Origin of the sequence: Citrobacter portucalensis (genome assembly GCF_002042885.1) — a bacterium.
Taxonomy (GTDB): Bacteria; Pseudomonadota; Gammaproteobacteria; order Enterobacterales; family Enterobacteriaceae; genus Citrobacter; species Citrobacter portucalensis.
Genome location: NZ_MVFY01000004.1, coordinates 235,791 through 255,907 on the forward strand (window position 1 = coordinate 235,791; position 20,117 = coordinate 255,907).

At 53.0% G+C, this 20,117-nt stretch carries 15 protein-coding genes; 6 read left to right on the top strand and 9 right to left on the bottom strand.

Features of this window, described 5'->3' with window-relative positions; all coding sequences use genetic code 11:
• Window positions 1-83: 83 nt before the first annotated feature.
• On the top strand, window positions 84-1,082 hold the full coding sequence (gene fbp, locus BZK40_RS08225) for a class 1 fructose-bisphosphatase (RefSeq protein WP_003830390.1): 999 nt from the start codon (window positions 84-86) through the stop codon (window positions 1,080-1,082).
• Window positions 1,083-1,158: 76 nt separating this feature from the next.
• On the opposite strand, the gene BZK40_RS08230 is transcribed toward fbp, so the two are convergent.
• From BZK40_RS08230 to ytfQ, 5 genes are all read right to left on the bottom strand, one after another.
• The gene (locus tag BZK40_RS08230; protein WP_008786037.1) at window positions 1,159-2,271 is read right to left on the bottom strand and encodes a methyl-accepting chemotaxis protein; all 1,113 of its coding nucleotides are present in this window, start codon (window positions 2,269-2,271) and stop codon (window positions 1,159-1,161) included.
• Window positions 2,272-2,374: 103 nt separating this feature from the next.
• A complete protein-coding gene (gene yjfF / locus BZK40_RS08235) occupies window positions 2,375-3,376 on the bottom strand; it encodes a galactofuranose ABC transporter, permease protein YjfF (RefSeq protein ID WP_079934464.1) in 1,002 nt (333 codons plus the stop codon).
• On the bottom strand, window positions 3,363-4,385 hold the full coding sequence (ytfT, locus tag BZK40_RS08240) for a galactofuranose ABC transporter, ATP-binding protein YtfT (protein ID WP_003830397.1): 1,023 nt from the start codon (window positions 4,383-4,385) through the stop codon (window positions 3,363-3,365). Before ytfT ends, yjfF begins: the two co-directional genes overlap by 14 nt.
• Window positions 4,386-4,398: 13 nt before the next feature.
• Window positions 4,399-5,901, bottom strand: coding sequence for a galactofuranose ABC transporter, ATP-binding protein YtfR (gene ytfR, locus BZK40_RS08245; protein WP_048215067.1), 1,503 nt, complete (start codon window positions 5,899-5,901; stop codon window positions 4,399-4,401).
• Between the two features lie 103 nt (window positions 5,902-6,004).
• The gene (gene ytfQ / locus BZK40_RS08250; protein WP_003025728.1) at window positions 6,005-6,961 is read right to left on the bottom strand and encodes a galactofuranose ABC transporter substrate-binding protein YtfQ; all 957 of its coding nucleotides are present in this window, start codon (window positions 6,959-6,961) and stop codon (window positions 6,005-6,007) included.
• Between the two features lie 309 nt (window positions 6,962-7,270).
• Here ytfQ and ppa point away from each other — a divergent pair, with 309 nt between their 5' ends.
• The 3 genes from ppa to BZK40_RS08265 all read left to right on the top strand — a co-directional run bounded on the left by ppa (window position 7,271) and on the right by BZK40_RS08265 (window position 11,162).
• Entirely contained in the window at window positions 7,271-7,798 is a 528-nt protein-coding gene (gene ppa / locus BZK40_RS08255) for an inorganic diphosphatase (RefSeq protein ID WP_003025726.1), read from the top strand.
• Window positions 7,799-7,997: 199 nt separating this feature from the next.
• The gene (yncE, locus tag BZK40_RS08260) at window positions 7,998-9,068 is read left to right on the top strand and encodes a 7-bladed beta-propeller protein YncE (protein WP_057066562.1); all 1,071 of its coding nucleotides are present in this window, start codon (window positions 7,998-8,000) and stop codon (window positions 9,066-9,068) included.
• A gap of 84 nt (window positions 9,069-9,152) precedes the next feature.
• Window positions 9,153-11,162: a TonB-dependent receptor domain-containing protein gene (locus tag BZK40_RS08265; protein ID WP_079934465.1), complete on the top strand. Its 2,010-nt coding sequence runs from the start codon at window positions 9,153-9,155 to the stop codon at window positions 11,160-11,162.
• A 57-nt stretch (window positions 11,163-11,219) separates the two neighbouring features.
• Here BZK40_RS08265 and BZK40_RS08270 read toward each other — a convergent pair whose 3' ends face one another.
• The 3 genes from BZK40_RS08270 to tamA are packed head-to-tail and all read right to left on the bottom strand — an operon-like array spanning window position 11,220 to window position 17,073.
• Window positions 11,220-11,564, bottom strand: a complete 345-nt coding sequence (locus tag BZK40_RS08270) for a gamma-glutamylcyclotransferase family protein (protein WP_003025723.1) — start codon at window positions 11,562-11,564, stop codon at window positions 11,220-11,222.
• A gap of 2 nt (window positions 11,565-11,566) precedes the next feature.
• Window positions 11,567-15,343: an autotransporter assembly complex protein TamB gene (tamB, locus tag BZK40_RS08275; protein WP_079934466.1), complete on the bottom strand. Its 3,777-nt coding sequence runs from the start codon at window positions 15,341-15,343 to the stop codon at window positions 11,567-11,569.
• Window positions 15,340-17,073 (bottom strand): autotransporter assembly complex protein TamA, encoded by a 1,734-nt coding sequence (tamA, locus tag BZK40_RS08280; RefSeq protein WP_079934467.1) that lies wholly within the window; start codon window positions 17,071-17,073, stop codon window positions 15,340-15,342. The genes tamB and tamA overlap by 4 nt, the downstream gene beginning before the upstream one ends.
• 212 nt (window positions 17,074-17,285) lie before the next feature.
• On the opposite strand from tamA, the gene msrA reads away from it, so the two are divergent.
• Complete coding sequence (msrA, locus tag BZK40_RS08285; protein WP_003830412.1) at window positions 17,286-17,924, top strand: peptide-methionine (S)-S-oxide reductase MsrA; 639 nt, start codon at window positions 17,286-17,288, stop codon at window positions 17,922-17,924.
• A 272-nt stretch (window positions 17,925-18,196) separates the two neighbouring features.
• Window positions 18,197-19,537, top strand: coding sequence for a polyamine export protein PaeA (gene paeA / locus BZK40_RS08290; protein ID WP_003830418.1), 1,341 nt, complete (start codon window positions 18,197-18,199; stop codon window positions 19,535-19,537).
• Window positions 19,538-19,603: 66 nt separating this feature from the next.
• Here the strand turns inward: paeA and BZK40_RS08295 are convergent, their stop codons facing one another.
• Complete coding sequence (locus BZK40_RS08295; protein WP_003025710.1) at window positions 19,604-19,810, bottom strand: DUF1107 domain-containing protein; 207 nt, start codon at window positions 19,808-19,810, stop codon at window positions 19,604-19,606.
• Between the last annotated feature and the right edge of the window lie 307 nt (window positions 19,811-20,117).

Consider the following 20,117-nt stretch of genomic DNA (forward strand, 5'->3'; position numbering starts at 1 on the left):
CGATTCACCTAAGCGCAACAAAGGAAATATTTGTTAATATTGTTGCGGTCGCTTTACTCCACATAAATTGCAGGGAAAGTGTTATGAAAACGTTAGGTGAATTTATTGTCGAAAAGCAGCACGAGTTTTCTCATGCTACCGGTGAGCTCACTGCTTTGTTGTCGGCAATAAAGCTGGGCGCCAAGATCATCCACCGCGATATCAATAAGGCCGGTCTGGTCGATATCCTGGGTGCCAGCGGTGCTGAGAACGTGCAGGGAGAGGTTCAGCAAAAACTCGATCTGTTCGCGAACGAAAAACTGAAAGCTGCACTGAAGGCGCGCGACATTGTGGCGGGCATTGCCTCAGAAGAAGAAGATGAAATCGTCGTCTTTGAAGGCTGTGAACACGCTAAATACGTTGTGCTAATGGATCCGCTGGATGGCTCATCCAACATCGATGTTAACGTCTCTGTCGGTACGATTTTCTCTATTTACCGCCGCGTAACCCCAGTCGGCACACCGGTCACGGAAGAGGATTTCCTGCAACCGGGCAACAAGCAGGTTGCTGCAGGTTACGTTGTTTATGGTTCTTCCACCATGCTGGTGTATACCACCGGCTGTGGCGTACATGCCTTCACCTACGATCCTTCTCTGGGCGTATTCTGCCTCAGCCAGGAACGTATGCGCTTCCCGGCGAAAGGCAGCACGTACTCCATTAACGAAGGTAACTACATCAAATTCCCGAACGGCGTGAAGAAGTACATTAAATTCTGCCAGGAAGAAGATAAGCCAACCCAGCGCCCGTATACCTCGCGCTACATTGGCTCTCTGGTTGCGGATTTCCATCGCAATCTGCTGAAAGGCGGGATCTACTTGTACCCAAGCACCGCCAGCCACCCGCAAGGGAAACTGCGTCTGCTGTATGAATGCAACCCGATGGCCTTCCTGGCCGAGCAGGCGGGCGGCAAAGCCAGCGATGGTAAAGAACGCATTCTGGATATCACCCCAGAAAGCCTGCACCAGCGCCGCTCCTTCTTCGTGGGTAACGACCATATGGTTGAAGATGTAGAACGCTTTATCCGCGAGTTCCCGGACGCGTAAGTATCATTCATCGCACGGACGTAGGCCGGATAAAACGCGTAGCGTTGCCATCCGGCCTACAAAATCCATCGTCTGCTTACGCTTTCTGTAGCTTAAATACGGCCATTGCTTCGATTAGCGCTGAAGACTGCTCTTCCAGCGAGCGGGTAGCCGCTGAAGACTGCTGCACCAGCGCCGCGTTTTGCTGCGCCGTTTCATCCATCTGAATTACCGCGATATTCACCTGCTCTATGCCGCGACTCTGTTCCTGGGACGCACTGGCAATTTCACGCATCAGTTTGGTCATACGCATAACCTCGGTCGCGATTTCATCCATGGTTTCGCCCGCCTGCTGCGCCAGTTCACTGCCTTCCCCCACATGGGTGTGCGAATCGCTGATTAGCGTACGGATCTCTTTGGCCGCCTCGGCGCTGCGGCTGGCCAGATTACGCACTTCACCTGCCACAACCGCAAAGCCCCGCCCCTGCTCACCAGCCCGCGCCGCTTCAACGGAAGCATTGAGCGCCAGAATATTGGTCTGGAAAGCAATGCCGTCAATCACGCTGAGGATATCGGCGATTCGGCTGGAACTGCCGGAAATATCGCGCATTTTCTCGATCACATAGCACACCATTTCGCTACCGCGATCGGCAGTATCCGACACCGATTTTGCCAGCTGGTGCGCCTGTTCCGCGTTCTGCGCATTCTGTTTCACCGTAGCCGTGAGTTCTTCCATGCTGGCGGCGGTCTGCTCCAGCGAAGTGGCTGTCGATTCAGTGCGTTGCGCCAGATGCTGGTTCCCGGCCGTCAGTTCACGACTGCCAATATCAATTTGCGAGCTGGCATCGCGTACGCGCTGTACCGAGTCGCCCAGCGCATGGCGCATGTCATCCATTGCTGCGTTCAGGCGGTTGAATTCGGCGCTGGCCGACAACGCGGTAACCGGCGACAAATCCCCCGTTGCCAGACGTTCCAGTTGCTCAACCATGTTATCCAACGGTTTGAGAAACTTATTTCGCAGCATAAACCAAATGACCGCCAGCAATGCGATAGCAGCCAACATTGCAGCGCTCATAATACCGTGATAAATCAACGAGGTAATGACACGGGTAGAAGCATATAGCCCCATACCACCGGTCAGTAACAGAAGGAACGTCAGCAGAGACAATAACACCAACAAACTTGATCGAATTGAAAGGGATTTTGGCATCGTTATATTTCCGGTTGTAGGGTTAAAACAGACCTGTACAGAACCTATCGACTACAACCGGAAAAAGTTTAGGTATTTAAATGTCTTGTGCAAAATCAGGATGTTACTTTGGTGTTGCCGCCGTACCCACTCGGGTAACCGGCGAGCTTTGACGATTTTCCCAAAGCACCGTCAGACCGCGTTGTAACGCTATAAATATAAACAATAAAATGCCAATCGCGATCTTCGTCCACCAGGAACTTAATGTGCCGTCAAAATTAATGTAGGTCTGGATCAGCCCCTGAATAGCGACGCCAAACAACGTCCCTAACACTGTACCGACCCCACCGCTGAGCAGCGTTCCGCCAATCACAACTGAGGCTATCGCATCCAGTTCGACGCCAACGCCCGCCAGCGCATAGCCCGCCTGGGTGTAAATGGAAAAGACAATGCCGGCAAGCGTCGCAAGCCCGGTAGACAGCATATAAATGCGGATGGTGGTGCTGCGGGTTGAGATGCCCATCAGGTTGGCAGAGGTGGCGTTGCCGCCAATCGCGTAAACCTGATTACCAAAGCGCGTACGGTGCGCCAGGAATATGCCGATGACGACAACCGCCAGCATCAGCAATCCCATCGCGCTCAGGCGACCACCGCCGGGAATTTTCCATGCCAGGCTTGAGAGCGTGTCATAAACCGGATGATTAATTGGGATGGATTCTTCTGAGACCAGATAGCTGACGCCGCGCAGGAAGAACATTCCCGCCAGGGTGATAATAAATGCCGGGATCTTCAGCGCATCAATCAGTAACCCCATAAACGCACCAAACGCGCAGCCCATCAGCAAAACCAAAGGGAACGCCAGCAGCGGGGAAATGCCCCAATAGCCAATGGCCTTTGCCAGAAATACGCCGGTAAAGGCGATCACCGAGCCAACGGAAAGGTCGATCCCGCCAGAGAGGATTACGAAGGTTATGCCTACGGCAATGATGCCCAGAAAGGCGTTATCGGTCAGGATATTGCAAATGACCCGGGTGGAAGCAAAAGCGGGAAACTGCGTCAGGCAGTAGAGATAACCCAGCACAAACACGCCGAGGGTGATCATCAGCGGTAAATTACGTTTTATCATGACCACGCACTCCTTTTATCAGGCTGATAAAGCGTTGCGACTGCACGACCAGCACACACAACACCACCACGGCTTTGACCACCTGATTCAGTTCCGGCTGGAAGCCCGATAGCAAAATCCCGGTGTTCATGCCCTGAATAATCAATGCGCCTACCACCGACAGCAGCAGGTTAAAGCGCCCGCCCATCAGCGACCCGCCGCCGATAACCACCGCCAGGATGGCATCCAGCTCCAGCCATAATCCGGCGTTATTGGCATCTGCCCCGCGGATATCCGCCGTGACGATAATACCAGCGATAGCCGCGCACAGGCCGCTCAGCACATAGGTGAGCATCACGATAATGCGGGTGTTCACCCCGGCGTTTTTTGCCGCACGAATGTTGATACCCACCGCTTCGATAAACATACCCAGCGCCGTTTTCCGCGTCAGCAGCCAGAACACCACCAGCGTGAGCAGTGCAATAATTACCGGCGTGGGGAATAGTAAGAGCGAGCCGCTGCCAAACCATGAAAGTTCTGGCGAGTTGAAGGTGACGATCTGCCCGGAAGTGATAAGCTGCGCCACCCCGCGCCCGGCCACCATCAGGATTAGCGTGGCGACAAACGGTTGGATCTTGAGGATGGCCACCAGAATCCCATTCCACAACCCAGCCAGAATGCCGGAGCCTAACGCGGCAAGCAGCACCACCGGCAGACTGTGCCCGGCCACCGTCATCGCCGCGGTAGTGGCGCCAGCAATAGCCATGACGGCCCCCACGGAAAGGTCGATGCCGCCGGTAGCAATCACCAGCGTCATACCAATCGCCAACAGCGCCACGGGCGCGGCGCGGTTGAGAATATCAATCGGGCTACCGAACAGCCGACCATCCTGCAAAATCACCTGGTAGAAATGCGGGGCGACCAGGCTATCCACCAGCAGCACCAGCAGTAACGCCACCAGCTGTGGCATCCCCTTTGGCCAACGGAACCGCCGTTTAGACGGATTGGATTGAGGGAGAGATTGAGGCATCACCATAGTCTCCTTAGGCCGCAATGGCGTTCATGATCGCCGGTACGGACAGTTCAGCCAGGGGGATCTCGGCCACCTGTTTGCGATCGCGCATAATAATGACCCGATCGGCATAGCCCACTAACTCTTCCAGTTCGGATGAAATGACCAGCAGCGCCAGACCATCCGCGCACAGCGTTTCGATCAGGCGAATGATCTCCGCATGCGCGCCAACGTCGATCCCACGCGTGGGTTCATCGAGGATCAGGAACTGCGGTTTGGTCAGTAACCAGCGCGAGAGCAGCACTTTTTGCTGATTGCCGCCGGAGAGAAATTCGATCGGTTGCTCAGCGTTCGGAGTACGAATACCAAGCTGGCGGATAAAACGCTCGGCAATCTCGTTTTGTTCTTTCCGTGGGATAGGCCGCAGCCAGCCGCGCTGTGCCTGCAATGCCAGAATGATGTTTTCCCGCACCGAAGCGGCGGCAATAATGCCATCCGTTTTGCGATCCTCCGGACAGAAACCGATCCCCAGACACGAAGCCTGATGTGGCGAGCGCAAAGTCTGCGGTTTGCCTTTGATCAGCGCACTTCCGCTGTCGGCGGGTTTAATACCGAAGATCACCTCCGCCGTTTCCGTTCGCCCGGACCCCAGTAGTCCGGCGAGACCGACGATCTCACCGGGACGCACCTGTAGATCAAATGGCGCGATGGTGCCTTTTTTGCCAAAGCCGCTGAATGCCGCCACCGGTTTATCACTCAGCAACGTGCGGCCCGCACGCTGTAGCGCATGGGTATCCAGTTCACGGCCCAGCATCATTTTGACCAGTTCGATCTGAGGCAGTTCTCGGGTTTCACGGCAGCCAACGAAGCCGCCGTTACGCAGAACAGTAATGCGATCGCTGACCTGATAAACCTGATCAAGAAAGTGGGTGACGAAGATCAGACTGACGCCCCGATCGCGCAGATGTCGCATCAGGCCAAACAGCATTTCAACTTCCTGGGTATCAAGGCTGGCGGTCGGCTCATCGAGGATCAGCACTTTCGCGGAGAGATCGATCGCCCGACAGATGGCGACGATTTGTTGCATCGCCACGGAAAAGCGGTTCAGCGGCTCGCGCACGTCGAGGGAAAAACCGTATGACGCCATCAGCTCCGTCGCACGTTTTTCCATCTGCTTGCGCTGGAGCAGGCCAAAGCGCCGCGGTTCACGACCAATAAATAAGTTATCGGCAACCGACATATTGGGCAGCAGGTTCACTTCCTGGTACACGGTGCCAATCCCCAGTTGTTGTGCATGGGCGGTGTTTTTGGGGGTGATCGGTTGGCCTTCGAGCCAGATAGTGCCGCGATCGGCATGGTAAACGCCGGTCAGCGCTTTGATGAGCGTCGATTTGCCGGCTCCGTTTTCTCCCAGCAGCGCCATAATCTCGCCACGACGCAAGCTGAAATCCACGTTATCCAACGCTTTGACGCCGGGAAAGAATTTGCTTAATCCTTCGGTGCGGAGGATTTCCTGATGTTGGTCGGTGGTCATGGTTCCCCCTGCATCACGCCGGATGGCGCTACGCTTATCCGGCCTACAAAAGAGCGTAATGTAGGCCGGGCAAGCGCAGCGCCCCCGGCATTTTCATGAAGGCTTAGTAGCCCATGTTTTTCTTCTTCTCTAACTCTTCTTTTGCCGTATCCGGCAGATAGAGGATCGACTTGGTAATGGTCAGCTTCTCAGGCATCGTGCCGTCTTTTTTGAATTTCTCCAGCGCGTCGAATGCCGGGCCGGCCATATTCGGCGTCAGTTCGACGCTGGCGTTGGCTTCACCGTCAATCATCGCTTTGTAGATATCCGGTACGCCATCGATAGAACCGGTGAGAATATCTTTGCCAGGTTTCAGGCCCGCTTCTTTGATCGCCTGAATCGCACCGATCACCATGTCATCGTTGTGGGCGTAAACCATACAGATGTTCTTGCCGTTGTTTTCCGCTTTGATAAAGCTCTCCATCACTTCTTTCCCTTTACTGCGGGTGAAGTCACCGGACTGAGAGCGAATAATTTTGATGTTTGGCGCACTGGCAATAGCTTCAGCAAAGCCTTTCTTACGATCGATCGCCACGCTGGCCCCAACGGTCCCTTGCAGCTCAACGACGTTACACGGCTTGCCGTCCACTTGTTTAATCAGCCAGTCGCCGATCAATTTACCTTCCAGCACGTTGTCGGCGGTGACCGTGGTCATATAGAGAGATTTGTCTTTTACATCGATGGAACGATCGAGCAAAAAGACCGGAATGTCGGCATCTTTAGCTTCTTTTAACACCGGCTCCCAACCCGTTGCCACGACCGGCGCAATAAAGATGGCGTCGACGCCCTGCGCAACAAATGAGCGGACTGCTTTAATCTGGTTTTCCTGCTTTTGCTGGCCATCAGCGATTTTCAGCGTAATTCCCCGCTTTTCGGCCTCGCTTTTCGCGACGTTGGTTTCTGCGGCGCGCCAGCCGGATTCAGAGCCAACCTGCGAAAATCCTACGGTTAAAGGGGCTGCCATTGCCATAGACGACATGGCTGCCGAAACTGCTGTGACTAAAAGTAAGCGCTTCCACATAAGTGCGTCCTCGTAGGGTGATTATTGTTGGTTAATTAACCGTTGCGAAAAAACTATAGACAATTGAGCATGTAACGGATTGCGTTACATCACACTTCAAAAAAGTAAATAAAACGTTAATCACAACTTTGTAATCGCTTTCATCTCACTATGAAAAATGCGGCTGAAGATATGGATTTTTCTGTCACGAGAGAGAGGTAAAAAGAAGAAAATGCACGCAGAGAAAGCGAAAACAAGCGGAGACATTCCGCGCGAGTTGGCTATAATACCCGCCACTTGTTTGCCATAGCTTATTTAAAGGAAACAGACATGAGCTTACTCAACGTCCCTGCCGGTAAAGACCTGCCGGAAGATATCTACGTTGTTATCGAGATCCCTGCGAACGCAGATCCGATCAAATACGAAGTTGACAAAGAGAGCGGCGCCCTGTTCGTTGACCGCTTCATGTCCACCGCGATGTTCTATCCGTGCAACTACGGTTACATCAACCACACCCTGTCTCTGGATGGTGACCCGGTAGACGTTCTGGTCCCGACTCCGTACCCGCTGGAGCCAGGTTCAGTGATCCGCTGCCGTCCGGTTGGCGTACTGAAAATGACCGACGAATCCGGTGAAGATGCGAAACTGGTTGCGGTACCGCACACCAAGCTGAGCAAAGAATACGATCACATCAAAGATGTGACCGACCTGCCGGAACTGCTGAAAGCGCAGATCACCCACTTCTTCGAACACTACAAAGATCTCGAAGCGGGCAAATGGGTGAAAGTTGACGGTTGGGACAACGCTGAAGCTGCTAAAGCTGAAATCGTTGCTTCCTTCGAGCGCGCGAAGAAGTAAGTTCGCGTTAGCGTAAAGCCCTGAACGCCAGCCCCTGGTTAGTAAGGGTTTTTTAATTTCTACTTTCTTTTCCCCCTCCCCTTCGCTGTTTTCTTTTTGACCTACCAGATTGGGTAGTCACATTTCATTTATCTTAATTGCGAATGAGATTAGATCTCATTATCATTCTCAGCATGTAAATAAATGTGAATAAAAGTCAATGAACCTCCACAATGTGAAGTCCCTGAAACGCTATTCCTGCGTGGCTCTCGCCACAGCACTGTTATTTACCAGCCTGTCCAGCGTGGCGCAGACGCTACCTGAGCAAGATTTTCTGACCCGCGACGTTGGCAACGGCGTGTATGAACTGGCGGTTGATAGCCAGCAGAATGCGCTTTTTGCTGCCTCGTCGCCGTCGTTTGATAAAGATAAAACCAGCGGGCTTATCTATAAACTCGATCTGGAGAAGCTCACCACGACTGAAGTTATCGAAACCAGCCGTCGTGCCTTTGCCACTGCCCTGGATGCAGAAAACCAGGTGCTCTATGTCGGCAACACGCTGGAGGGTTCGGTCACGCTCATTGATACCCGCAGCGGTAAAGAGCTGGCGATACTGCAACTGAGCGAAGCCAAAAACCCGAAAGAAATTGTCCATACCCGCGAAATGGTGCTCGATAAACAGCATCACCGCCTGTACGTTTCCGGCGTAGCTGAAAAGGGCATTGTCTGGGTGGTGGATACGCAAAAGCGCGAGAAAATCGCCACCCTTGAAAACATGGGCCAGTATCCGACCGGCATGGCCGTAGATGCCAATAAGAACCGCCTGTATGTCGTAAATGGCCGCAACGAACTTATTACGCTGGATACCACTAACCATCAAATTATTAACCGCTTTAGTATTGAGCCAGGCAAAAAACATTTTTTCCTGAATATTGCTTTGGATGCAAAAAATAATCGCGCATTCCTGACCGATCCTGATTTAGCGGATGTACTGGTTGTTGATATTAATACCGGTAAGGTTATTGCGCCCATTAAGGTTATCAACTCGCTGGCAGTGATATATAACGAAAAGCGCCAGGAAGTGTATATCACCCACCGTAATGCAAAGCGTATCAGCATTGTGGACAGCAAGACTTATCAGGTAAAACAAAGCATTGAAACCAATGCGTTACCTAATAGCCTGGCGCTCTCGTCTGATGCCAACACTCTGTATGTCAGCGTCAAACAGCCGGAAAAAACGGCAGGTGTGAAGCCCGATTACATGCTGAAAATCGACCTCTCCAAATATTAATAATTAATAACGCTTCTGACACCTTGCAGCTTTTCTGGGCTGCAAGGTGATGCTTTTATTTTTTACTTTTCAGGTGTCTATATTATGAAAACGCGTCAACTTATTACGCTGACAGGGATCGTTGCATTCTCAGGCGGTGTTATTTTCCCCACTCAGGCAGAAGAACTCACCGAAACCTCACGCAATAGCGAAGATGAAATGGTGATCACCGCATCCGGGTTCTCGCAGCAAAAGCGCGAAGCGCCGGCCACCATTTCCGTTATCGATCGTAAAACGCTGGATATTCAGCCGGACCGTAGCATTGGTGAAGCGATTAAAAACCTTCCTGGCGTCTCGGTCACCAACAGCAGCGGTATGAACGCTGGCAGCATTATGATTCGCGGCATGGACCCGTCCTATACCGCGTTTATGGTCAACAGCGTCAAACAAAATACCGGTGAATCTCGCCCTTACGGACATGACATCGGTACTGAAGCCAACTTCTTACCGCCGATGGAGGCCATTGAGCGTATCGAAGTTATCCGCGGGCCCATGTCCTCGCTGTACGGCTCAGATGCCATCGGCGGTGTGGTCAACGTGATTACCAAAAAACCGTATGGCGCAAAAGAGTGGACGACGGCAATTGCCGCCAATACCTGGCTTCAGGAACACCAGTATTTGGGTAATACCAGCCAGATGAATCTGTTTACCATGGGGCCGATTGTGCCCGATGTTCTCGGCCTTAGCGTAGCGGCCGACTGGCTCGACCGTCGCGATGACGATCGCAATAACTATTTCGGCAAACACAACCGTAAATCCGTTGATATGACGCTGGGCCTGGCCGCTAGCGAAAATAACCTGTTCGACCTCAATGTGGTCATCGGTGAGCAGGAGAAAAACCGTACCCAGAAGCGCGGCGCGCCGTGGTCATGGCTGTTCGATCGTAACGCCGCCACCTTAACGCATACCGGCTGGTATGCCGACGACACCATTGCAACGACCAACTACATAAATTATGAAAAAGGCCGTTCGAAGTACGTTTATGACGGCCAGTCGCCGCAGTATGTACAGATGGAGAACTACGTCGCTAATTCGCAAACCACCTTCACGCTCGACAACCATAAACTGACCGTTGGGGCGAATTTCACCCGCGAAGAGTTGAATGACCGCTTTGATGTGGCCAACAAAACGCTGCCCGGATCTGAGCCAGTGACAAAAATCAGCCGTAACGGTTGGGCATTGTTTGCTGAAGACGGCTGGAGCATTGACGACTTCATCCTGACCACATCAGCGCGTATGGACCAGGATGATAACTTTGGCACACATATTACGCCGAAAATGTACGGTAACTGGGCCTTCAGCAATGACTGGGCGCTGAAGGGCGGCGTTTCCGCAGGTTATAAAAAACCTGAGCTGCGTGCGACATCCAGCGACTTTGTCACCCCATACGGCTCGACCGTACCTTATCCCTTCCTGACCGTCGGTAACGACGATCTGAAACCAGAACAAAGCGTTAACTCTGAGCTGGGCCTCTACTGGACGGGGAATGCGCTGTCACTGGATAGCACAGTCTTCTATACGCAGTTCAAAGACAAAATTGCTGAACAAACCATTTGCGAAACTACATCGACGAATCAGTGCTCCGTGAATGGCTACAAGGCGGACTCCGTCAGTAAATACTTCAACGTCAGCAAGGCGGACGTGTACGGCATAGAACTGAATGCCGACTGGCAGATTAGCGCCGATGTAAAAGCCAACGCTAACTACACCTGGAACCATAGCGAACAGAAAAGCGGCGTAAACAAAGGCTACGCGCTCAACGATTATCCGCGCCATATGGCGAACCTGTCGCTGAACTGGGCGGCAACGCAGAGTCTGGACGTATGGAGTACGGTGAATTACCGCAGCAGTAACCGCAACAGCGGCAATAACTATAAGTACGATGACTACACGATGGTCGATGTAGGCGTACGTTATAAGCTCAATAAGCACACGCAGCTGATGGCAGGGATCTACAACGTGCTGGATGAAGATCCGAAACTGACGACTGCATGGAATGAATCCGCGCAGGTGGAAGGACGCCGCTATAACCTCGGCGCGCGCGTGGAGTTTTAAGCCTTTAATAAACAACGCCACCCGAAGGCGGCGTTGTTTATTCTGGTAGACGATATATCAGTACTGGTCTCTGTCTAACCAGTTACCGCTTTCAATCAGCGTTAAGCCATCAACCGGACGTTGGTACACGTACATCCATGCACTTCCGTACGGCGTTTGAATTAACTGGCGTGCGTATTCACCGCCGCGGGTACGCAGAGCGTCAAGCTCTGCCAGCGTGGCGTTATCAATACGATAAACTTCCCCGTGTACTGTTCCATTTCCCGGAACCGCGCCTGGATAGTGGCCCAGGCTGTACAACTGGTAGTTATCGATACTGAAATTTCCCAGCAACAGGGCATTGGTCATCCAGTGGCTGTTGCCTTGTTTGGTTCGTAAACTGCCGTAGACAAATATTCGCATTGCTAAAACTCGAACTGATAGAGCAAATCAAGTGCCTGATCTACGCCAGACACTGCTTCCAGATATAGCTTAGGCATCAGACGATAACGTAGCGTGAGTGTCGCTAAGGAGTCAAATATACCCACACCATATTTCACCTGCAGACCTGGCAGTACGTATCCGCTGACAACCACCTGAGATGAGTCGCCCACCCCTTGCGTGTCCAGTGCCAGATTGCTTACGCCAAATGTCTCCCCGATTTTACCCACAACCTGACCACTTTGTGCAACCCCCAGACCAATAAGCATTGAAGTCATCGCTGCGCTATCGCTCTGTTCGCTATCCAGCCCTTGTCCACGTAGCAGGTAGGAAAGCGCCATTTGCTGCGACATTGCCGGGTCGGAGAAGATCTCCGCCTTCGGTTCATCGGCGGTACCGGTGACGCGAACGCCAGCGATCACGTCGTCTTCGGTGGCATCTGGGTTACGAATCGCTTCGATGTTGAGCAACGGCTGATCCGGCGGACCGGAGAACAACAGCTCGCCCTTACGCACAATCAGATCCTGACCATAGGCGTGGAAGCGACCGCTCGGGATATTAATTTGCCCGTTAAGCCCCAGACCTTGCTTATCCTGCACCACTTTCAGATCGCCCGTCAGACGCGCTTTCAGACCAAAGGCGTCAAGACGCACGTTGTTACCGACGTGGATGTTCAGGTTGCTGTTGATCGGAATGCCGGCGGTCTGCGGTTTCTCGGGCTGCAGGTTGTTGTTAAGCATAACCATATCGCTGGAAACCCCAACCGCACTTTCCGGCAGGTCATGTACCACGATACGCGCCCACGGCACATCCACGTTGCCATCGAGAGTAAACAGGCTCGGCGTGGCTTCAAAGACCACGTCCGGCGATACGTCGAGGCGGACCATCGGCGGTACGGTAATACGCACCCTGCTGCCTTTAGCCGCAACGCGCGCCCGCCAGTTGTCTATCTGACTCCAGTCGGCATCGCCGCTCAGGTTAATTTCTCCCTGCTGCGTACGTACCACGCCCGCCAGCGTTGAGCGTGTTCCGTTGAAGTTAACGGCTAACTGGCTTGGCTGCATGTCAAACGGCATGAAGTTACCGTCAATATCCAGACCACTCAGTTGCAGCTGTCCGAGCAGCTGCGGGCTTTGCACATCGCCGCCCAGCCGCAGGTTGGCGTTGATCATCCCTGCCGCTTTTTCACCGCGCGAGAAGATGGGGTTCACCATCGCCAGATTGAAGTTGCGAATATTGACGTTACCGCCCAGATTACGACGCCCTTGCGGGTCCGTTACCTGCACCTGTCCGTCAAACTGCCCGTTGTTGGTCAGACGAATCAGCCAGCCCAATTCGGCACGGTTATTGTGCAGGTCGGCGGTCAGATTCAGCGTTTCAAACGCCACGGGGAGCGGGGCATCATTCACGCTTTGCGTGACCTTCACGTTACGTCCGCTCAGGGTGACCTGCCCCTGTGGCAGCCCCTCTTTGGTGGTATCCCAGCTCACATCAGCTTTGCCAGTGAACACACCGCTGGCCTGGGTTGTCTCCGGCATAAACGGTTTTAGCATCGCCAGGTCGAAGCGGTTAAGATTCACCACCGCGCGACCTTCTGCACCGGCATCAATGGTTTGTGGTACGCACAGCTCCGCATTCGGGTTGTTCCAGCAGTGCGGCCCGATACTAATTTTCTGTTCCTGATTACGATAATCCAGCGCGATAGCCCGGTTGAGCGACCACGGACCGACCGGCGTCTGGAAGCGGGTATTGCTTAACTCCCCTTTCCAGCGCTGTTCTTTGCGATCAAAGCTCCCGGCAAGATCCAGTTGCCCGGAAACCGGCTCACCCTGAATGCGTAACTGCAGCTCATGCTGCTTTTCACTGCCTTTGGCGTTGAGCGTCACCAGACCAATATTCACGTCAGGTTGTACAATTCGCTCTACGCGAACGTTGAGATTACCGGCGATTTGCTCTGCCGATTTCACATCGCCTTCGACGCGCACCTGAGCAACGGAAAGTTCCTGCCAGCGCAGACCACGGGCGGTAATATCCGCCAGCAGTTGTGGTGCTTCAACCGTACCACGAACTTTTACCAGCCCTTTCGCCGTACCGCCCAGCCCCGGCAGCGCGTTATCCAGGCTTGGGGCATCAATCGTCGCGTCGAGGTTGAGGTCTTTAACCCCCAGTTCGCCTTTTACGTCCGCACTGTTACGTCCCAGTTCCAGATGCAGGCCCGGAATCGTCCACTGCAGGTAGCTGTTCCCCTTCAGCGAACCGTTCACATTGACCTTGTTCTGCTTCACGTTGCCGGTCAGCTTCAGCTCCGGAACCTCCATCTGCCAGCTTCCGCCGTACAGACTACCGCGCGTTTTCACCAGGCCATTCAGTTTTGACGGCCAGTCCGGGATCGCTTTCGCGGTATTGATACCATCCAGCGTTAGCTCCCCGCGCCAGCTGATCGCCTGCTGCCAGTCCACCAGCGCTTTCAGCTCGGTTTTCCCTTCCAGCGCCGCAACGCTGAGTTTGTCGAGATTGATCTGCTGTTCGTTGCCTTTGGCATCCAGCGTGATGGTAGCCGGAGGAATATCCTGACCTTTCACGGCGGTACGCATCGACAGCGTATAGTCGGTCATCTTGCCGGTCAGTTTGAGCTTGATGTCATCGGCCTGGAACTGTTTCTCACCGGTAAACGGCCAGTAAACCTGCTTACTTACCACCTCAATGTTGAGCGGCAATCCGGCTTCTGCCAGGCGCGTCTGCGCACGCAGGTCCATATCCACCGGACCAGACAGATTGACGCCGACTTCCAGCTGTTCGCGCAGCGCACCGCCGACCTTCAGCTTCACCTTTTCGCCTTTTAACGGGTCGATGTTTAGCGTGCTGTTTAACGTAATATCAACCGGCCACGTGTCGGTCAGTTGCGCCGTGCCGCTGGCTTTTACCGTTCCCTGATTCGAGTCGATATCCAGCGCGTCGAGCTTCATGTTGCCGTCTATGCTGCTCACTTTCAGCAGCATACTATGTACTGTTAAATCCGTATCCCCGGTCACGCGCAGCTGCTCGCCGCGAAACTCTTCAATATTGAGATTGAGCGGCAGATGGACATCGGTCATTTCCGGCAGTACCGGCTTTGAGAACAGATCTTTTAGCGTTTCCCCGAGCGGCTTTTCATCCGGCTGCGGGTTTTGAATCTTCGGTTCGACAACCTCTTCCTGTGCCACTTCCGCCACTTTAGGCAGAGCAATCAGCAGCCCCTGTAATGACGTTGGCTTCAGCGTCAGCGTTTTTTCCTGCCAGTTCAGGCCGGAAGTAAAATCCAGCACTGAAACCGTGGTGTCATCGATTTTGATATTGATGTTGTTCAGCGCCACGCGCGAAAGCGTGATGGGGTAAGGCGTGGAAAGATTAAGCGGACCGCTCTCTTCTTCCTCAACCGGCGCGGATGGTGGCATCTTTTTGCTGTCGATCGCCACGTTGATGTTTTTCAGCGCCAGATCGTTGACGCACAGGCTGCTGTCCCACAGACAGTTAAGCCCCACGGCCAAATGCACTTCACCAGCATTCACCGCCACGCCAGGCTGGTCGTAGCGAATATTTTTCAGTGATAGATCCCGCCAGCCGCCGGTGACCTGACCAATTTCCAGACCCGGAACCCAACGATTAGCGGCTTTGAAGATCAGATGCAGGCCCGAGGTGGTACCGACGAGGAACGCCACCGTACCTAACAACAGCAGGATAAAAACCAGCACGCCGAGGCTTATCTTCTTCCATAAACTCATAATTCAGGCCCCAGACCGATGTAAAACTGTAAACCATGTTCATCTTTGTCGCCGACCGGGACGGCAAAGTCGAGCTTGATAGGTCCAACCGGCGATTGCCAGCGTACGCCGACCCCGGCACCGGTTTTGAAATCGCTTCGGCGAATATCGCTGACCGCTTCGCCGCTATCGACAAACATCGCTCCCCACCATTTACCGGTCACGTTGTACTGGTATTCCAGCGAGCCAGTTGCCAGCTTGGAGGCCCCTTTCAGCTTGCCGTCGCTGCCTTCCGGCGAAATAGATTTGTATTTGTAGCCGCGAATACTGCGATCGCCCCCGGCAAAGAAACGCAGGTCCGGCGGCACTTTGTCGAAGTCTCCGGTTTCAATCCAGCCGAGATTACCGCGCATCACAAAGCGATGCTTGTCGTACAGCGTGCGGATCCAGACGTTTTGCGCCTGGAAAACGGAGAAATCAACATCTGAACCCCAGGCCGTGTTCGAGTAATCAATAGAGTAGCGCTGGGAATCGCCCCAGACAGGCATCAGGCCGCCGCGTGAACGCGTCCGGCTGATCATCACGCCCGGATAGAGCAGCATAGTGGTGTTGGTGACATTACCCTGGGTAAAGTGGTCGAGGCTCCAGCGCAGGTTAATCGCACGCTGCCAGCCGCTGGAGAGGTCCCAGTAACGGGAAACCGCAAGCGTTGTGGAATCCTGCTCGGTGTCGTTTAAATCGGTACGCTTAAAGCCGCCCTGTACCAGGTAATACTGTTCCAGCGGGTTCTTTAACAGCGGCATTTTATAGCTGAAATCAAGCACCTGCTCTGGCGCCGAGATACTGGCGCTGGTCGTCAGGCTGTGACCGTAGGAGTTCATCCACGGCTTTTTCCACGAGGTCTTCACCCGTGGCCCGACGTCAGTTGAATAACCGACCCCGGTTTCGATGGTGTTTTCGGTTCGCGGTGAGACCACGCCTTTCAGGGGTAGCACCTTGGTTTTGCGGGCTTTATCAAACTCCGGTGCGACGACCACGGAATTAAACCATCCGGTCGCCGACAGACGACGGTTCAGTTCGCCCAGATCTTTCGACTCGTACTCTTCACCTTCTTTAAAGGGCACCAGATTTTGCAGATACTCATCGCGAATTTGCGAGCCTTCAAAGGTGACATGCCCAAAGCGATAGCGTTCGCCGCTGTTGTAATCGATATCCCAGAACGCCTGGCGACGCTCAAGCGCTATTCCAAGCTGGCTTTTATTAAATTCACTGTCGAAGTAGCCTTTGCGCAGCGCCACGCTGGTGAGTGACTTTTTGAAGTTGTCATAGTCCCCCTGATTCAGCACGGTGCCGATTGCCGGGCGCGTTTTCAGCAGATCCAGATAATCTTTATCCGTACGCGCGCCACCGCGCAAAATCACCTCAGTGCCACCAATCAGCACCGGCTCGCCGGGGGTCACTTTGGCAATCAGCACCTGGCGGCCTTTTGCCGGCGGTGGACGCAGTTCAAAATCAATGGTCGGCTCAAAGTAGCCCAGCGCTTTTAGCCCTTCGCGGATGGCATCATCAACGCGCGCACGAAAGCGTCGGTCTGGAGTGACTTCATCACTTTGAATCGTGGACAGCTGCGCACGGACGTTTTTCTCCAGCGGTCCTGATAATCCTTCGACCTGTAAGCGAACATTCGCGGCGGCGGCGGAGCCACTTAAGCACAGTAATCCCACCCAACATAACTGACGGATATGTGGCACATTTTCTCCTGAATATCCTTTTTTCCCACCCCTGGAAAAAAATACTATGCCGTTCCTCGGCTTAACAAAAAATCAACAATAAGAGTTGAAAAACAGACGACAACCCAAATATTTCTTATGTTTAACTCTAGACGTATTCACGCCGTTTATTGTGGGCAAAGACGCGTCTCGTTACAACCTTAACCCAAATGACTGATTTCGGGAGAACGGCCATGAGTTTATTTGATAGAAAGCATCTTGTTACTCAAGCAGATGCACTACCTGGACGCAACACCCCGATGCCAGTGGCAACGCTGCATGCGGTTAACCAACATTCGATGACCAACGTGCCCGACGGTATGGAGATAGCTTATTTCGCCATGGGATGCTTCTGGGGCGTTGAGCGTTTATTTTGGTCATTGCCAGGGGTCTACAGCACGGCAGCCGGGTACACCGGCGGCTACACCCCAAACCCAACCTATCGTGAAGTGTGTTCTGGCGATACCGGGCATGCCGAAGCGGTACGCATCGTCTATGACCCGCATGTTATCAGCTACGAACAACTGCTGCAGGTGTTCTGGGAAAATCACGACCCGGCTCAAGGCATGCGTCAGGGGAACGACCAGGGCACGCAGTATCGCTCCGCCATTTACCCGTTAACGCCGGAACAAACCGCCGCCGCACAGGCCAGCCTTGAACGTTTTCAGGCAGCAATGACCGCCGCAGGCGACGAGCGCACCATTACCACGGAAATCACTACGGCAACCCCGTTCTATTATGCCGAGGACGATCACCAGCAGTATCTGCACAAAAATCCTTATGGATATTGTGGCATTGGTGGTATTGGTGTTTGCCTGCCGCCACAAGGATAATTTCCCCCTCTGGCGACTTTACAGTACCTTACGCTATACTAGCTTCTGAATTTACCGGCTCACTTCCACGAGCCGGTTTTCAATGAATATTCCATTGGATTTATACTCTAAGGATTTCGAGTTGCAGGCAGGCGGCAAACTCGTGAATCCCCAGGAGCATAGAGAACTATGTGACTGGGGTGAATGAGTGCAGCTAACGCACCTGCAGCTTGAAAGACGACGAGTATCAACTTCTCCCTTCCGAGGATCTGACCCGAACGGTCGGATAAGATATGTTAAACAGTATTTTAGTCATTCTCTGCCTGATCGCCGTGAGTGCGTTTTTCTCGATATCTGAGATCTCGCTTGCTGCATCACGCAAAATAAAACTTAAACTGCTTGCCGATGAAGGCAACGTAAACGCACAACGTGTTTTGAAGATGCAGGAAAACCCCGGCATGTTTTTTACCGTCGTGCAAATTGGCCTTAACGCGGTCGCCATTCTCGGCGGTATCGTCGGTGATGCAGCATTCTCCCCGGCGTTTTACAGCCTTTTCTCGAAGTACTTCACTCCAGAGCTGTCCGAACAGTTAAGCTTTATTCTGTCGTTCTCGCTGGTTACTGGCCTGTTCATCCTGTTCGCGGATTTAACCCCGAAACGCATCGGTATGATTGCGCCAGAAGCTGTGGCTTTGCGTATCATCAACCCGATGCGCTTCTGCCTGCTGGTCTTCCGCCCGCTGGTGTGGTTCTTTAACGGTCTGGCAAACAACATTTTCCGTCTGTTTAAGATCCCAATGGTGCGTAAAGACGACATCACCTCGGACGACATTTACGCCGTGGTCGAAGCGGGTGCGCTGGCGGGTGTTCTGCGCAAGCAGGAGCATGAGCTGATTGAAAATGTGTTCGAACTGGAATCCCGTACCGTCCCGTCTTCAATGACCTCGCGCGAGAATATTATCTGGTTCGATCTCCATGAAGATGAGCAAAGCCTGAAGAACAAGGTGGCGGAACATCCGCACTCCAAATTCCTGGTGTGTAACGAAGATATCGACCACATCATTGGTTATGTTGATTCAAAGGATCTCCTCAACCGCGTACTGGCAAACCAAAGCATGGCGCTGAACAGCGGCGTACAGATCCGCAATACGCTGATCGTCCCGGACACGCTGACGCTCTCTGAAGCGCTGGAAAGCTTCAAAACCGCAGGCGAAGACTTTGCCGTCATCATGAACGAGTACGCGCTGGTGGTGGGGATTATCACCCTCAACGACGTTATGACGACGCTGATGGGCGATCTGGTAGGTCAGGGTCTGGAAGAGCAGATTGTGGCACGTGATGAAAACTCATGGTTAGTCGACGGCGGTACGCCGATTGATGACGTGATGCGCGTGCTGGATATCGACGAGTTCCCGCAGTCCGGCAACTATGAAACCATCGGCGGCTTTATGATGTTCATGCTGCGTAAAATCCCGAAACGCACCGACTCGGTGAAGTATTCAGGTTACAAATTTGAAGTGGTGGATATCGATAACTACAAGATCGATCAGCTGCTGGTGACGCGTCTGGACAGTAAACCTACCGTTCTGGTACCAAAACTGCCAGATGCAAAAGAAGAGGCAAAGGCGTCTTAACGCCTTACAGAAACATCAACGGCTCCCATCAGGAGCCGTTTTTTTAACTACTGCATAGCACTTTGATCAAGCCATCTCAGTTTGCAGACGCAAGACCTGACGGTTAACTTCGGACATCACGGAAAAATGCAGTTTGTCCTTCACTTTTGGGATAAGAATCTTACCCTTATCAAATTCAAAAGCGCCTACATCCTTGATATATAACCGTCCACGAAACAGGATCTTCACGTACTTCGCCACCTGCAGCGGGTTGTATCGTTGGAAAATTTTCATTGTTGTCTCCTGCTGAGCATTACGCCTTTGCGGTACCACAATCGGTCCGACAATCCTCAGGCGCAAATTTTAATGCCCTATGACTATAGACTATCTCGTTGATGTTTCCAGCGTGTATAAGTTTATTTACCTTCAAGTTACAATTATTCAGAATTATCTTTTCAACGCTTCGCTGTCTTCAGTATAAGCCTTCATTTTTCGCAGGATTTGTGCGCCCGTCCGCAAACTGGCATCGCGCTTGCGGGAAAAAGCATCATTCGCACATATGATTAAATTCCAGACCCAAGTGGTCGGATCACCTGCAAAA

Coding starts and splice junctions, on each gene's coding strand:
- fbp (WP_003830390.1), top strand. CDS start 84: ATGAAAACGTTAGGTGAATTTATTGTCGAAAAGCAGCACGAGTTTTCT.
- BZK40_RS08230 (WP_008786037.1), bottom strand. CDS start 2,271: ATGCCAAAATCCCTTTCAATTCGATCAAGTTTGTTGGTGTTATTGTCT.
- yjfF (WP_079934464.1), bottom strand. CDS start 3,376: ATGATAAAACGTAATTTACCGCTGATGATCACCCTCGGCGTGTTTGTG.
- ytfT (WP_003830397.1), bottom strand. CDS start 4,385: ATGCCTCAATCTCTCCCTCAATCCAATCCGTCTAAACGGCGGTTCCGT.
- ytfR (WP_048215067.1), bottom strand. CDS start 5,901: ATGACCACCGACCAACATCAGGAAATCCTCCGCACCGAAGGATTAAGC.
- ytfQ (WP_003025728.1), bottom strand. CDS start 6,961: ATGTGGAAGCGCTTACTTTTAGTCACAGCAGTTTCGGCAGCCATGTCG.
- ppa (WP_003025726.1), top strand. CDS start 7,271: ATGAGCTTACTCAACGTCCCTGCCGGTAAAGACCTGCCGGAAGATATC.
- yncE (WP_057066562.1), top strand. CDS start 7,998: ATGAACCTCCACAATGTGAAGTCCCTGAAACGCTATTCCTGCGTGGCT.
- BZK40_RS08265 (WP_079934465.1), top strand. CDS start 9,153: ATGAAAACGCGTCAACTTATTACGCTGACAGGGATCGTTGCATTCTCA.
- BZK40_RS08270 (WP_003025723.1), bottom strand. CDS start 11,564: ATGCGAATATTTGTCTACGGCAGTTTACGAACCAAACAAGGCAACAGC.
- tamB (WP_079934466.1), bottom strand. CDS start 15,343: ATGAGTTTATGGAAGAAGATAAGCCTCGGCGTGCTGGTTTTTATCCTG.
- msrA (WP_003830412.1), top strand. CDS start 17,286: ATGAGTTTATTTGATAGAAAGCATCTTGTTACTCAAGCAGATGCACTA.
- paeA (WP_003830418.1), top strand. CDS start 18,197: ATGTTAAACAGTATTTTAGTCATTCTCTGCCTGATCGCCGTGAGTGCG.
- BZK40_RS08295 (WP_003025710.1), bottom strand. CDS start 19,810: ATGAAAATTTTCCAACGATACAACCCGCTGCAGGTGGCGAAGTACGTG.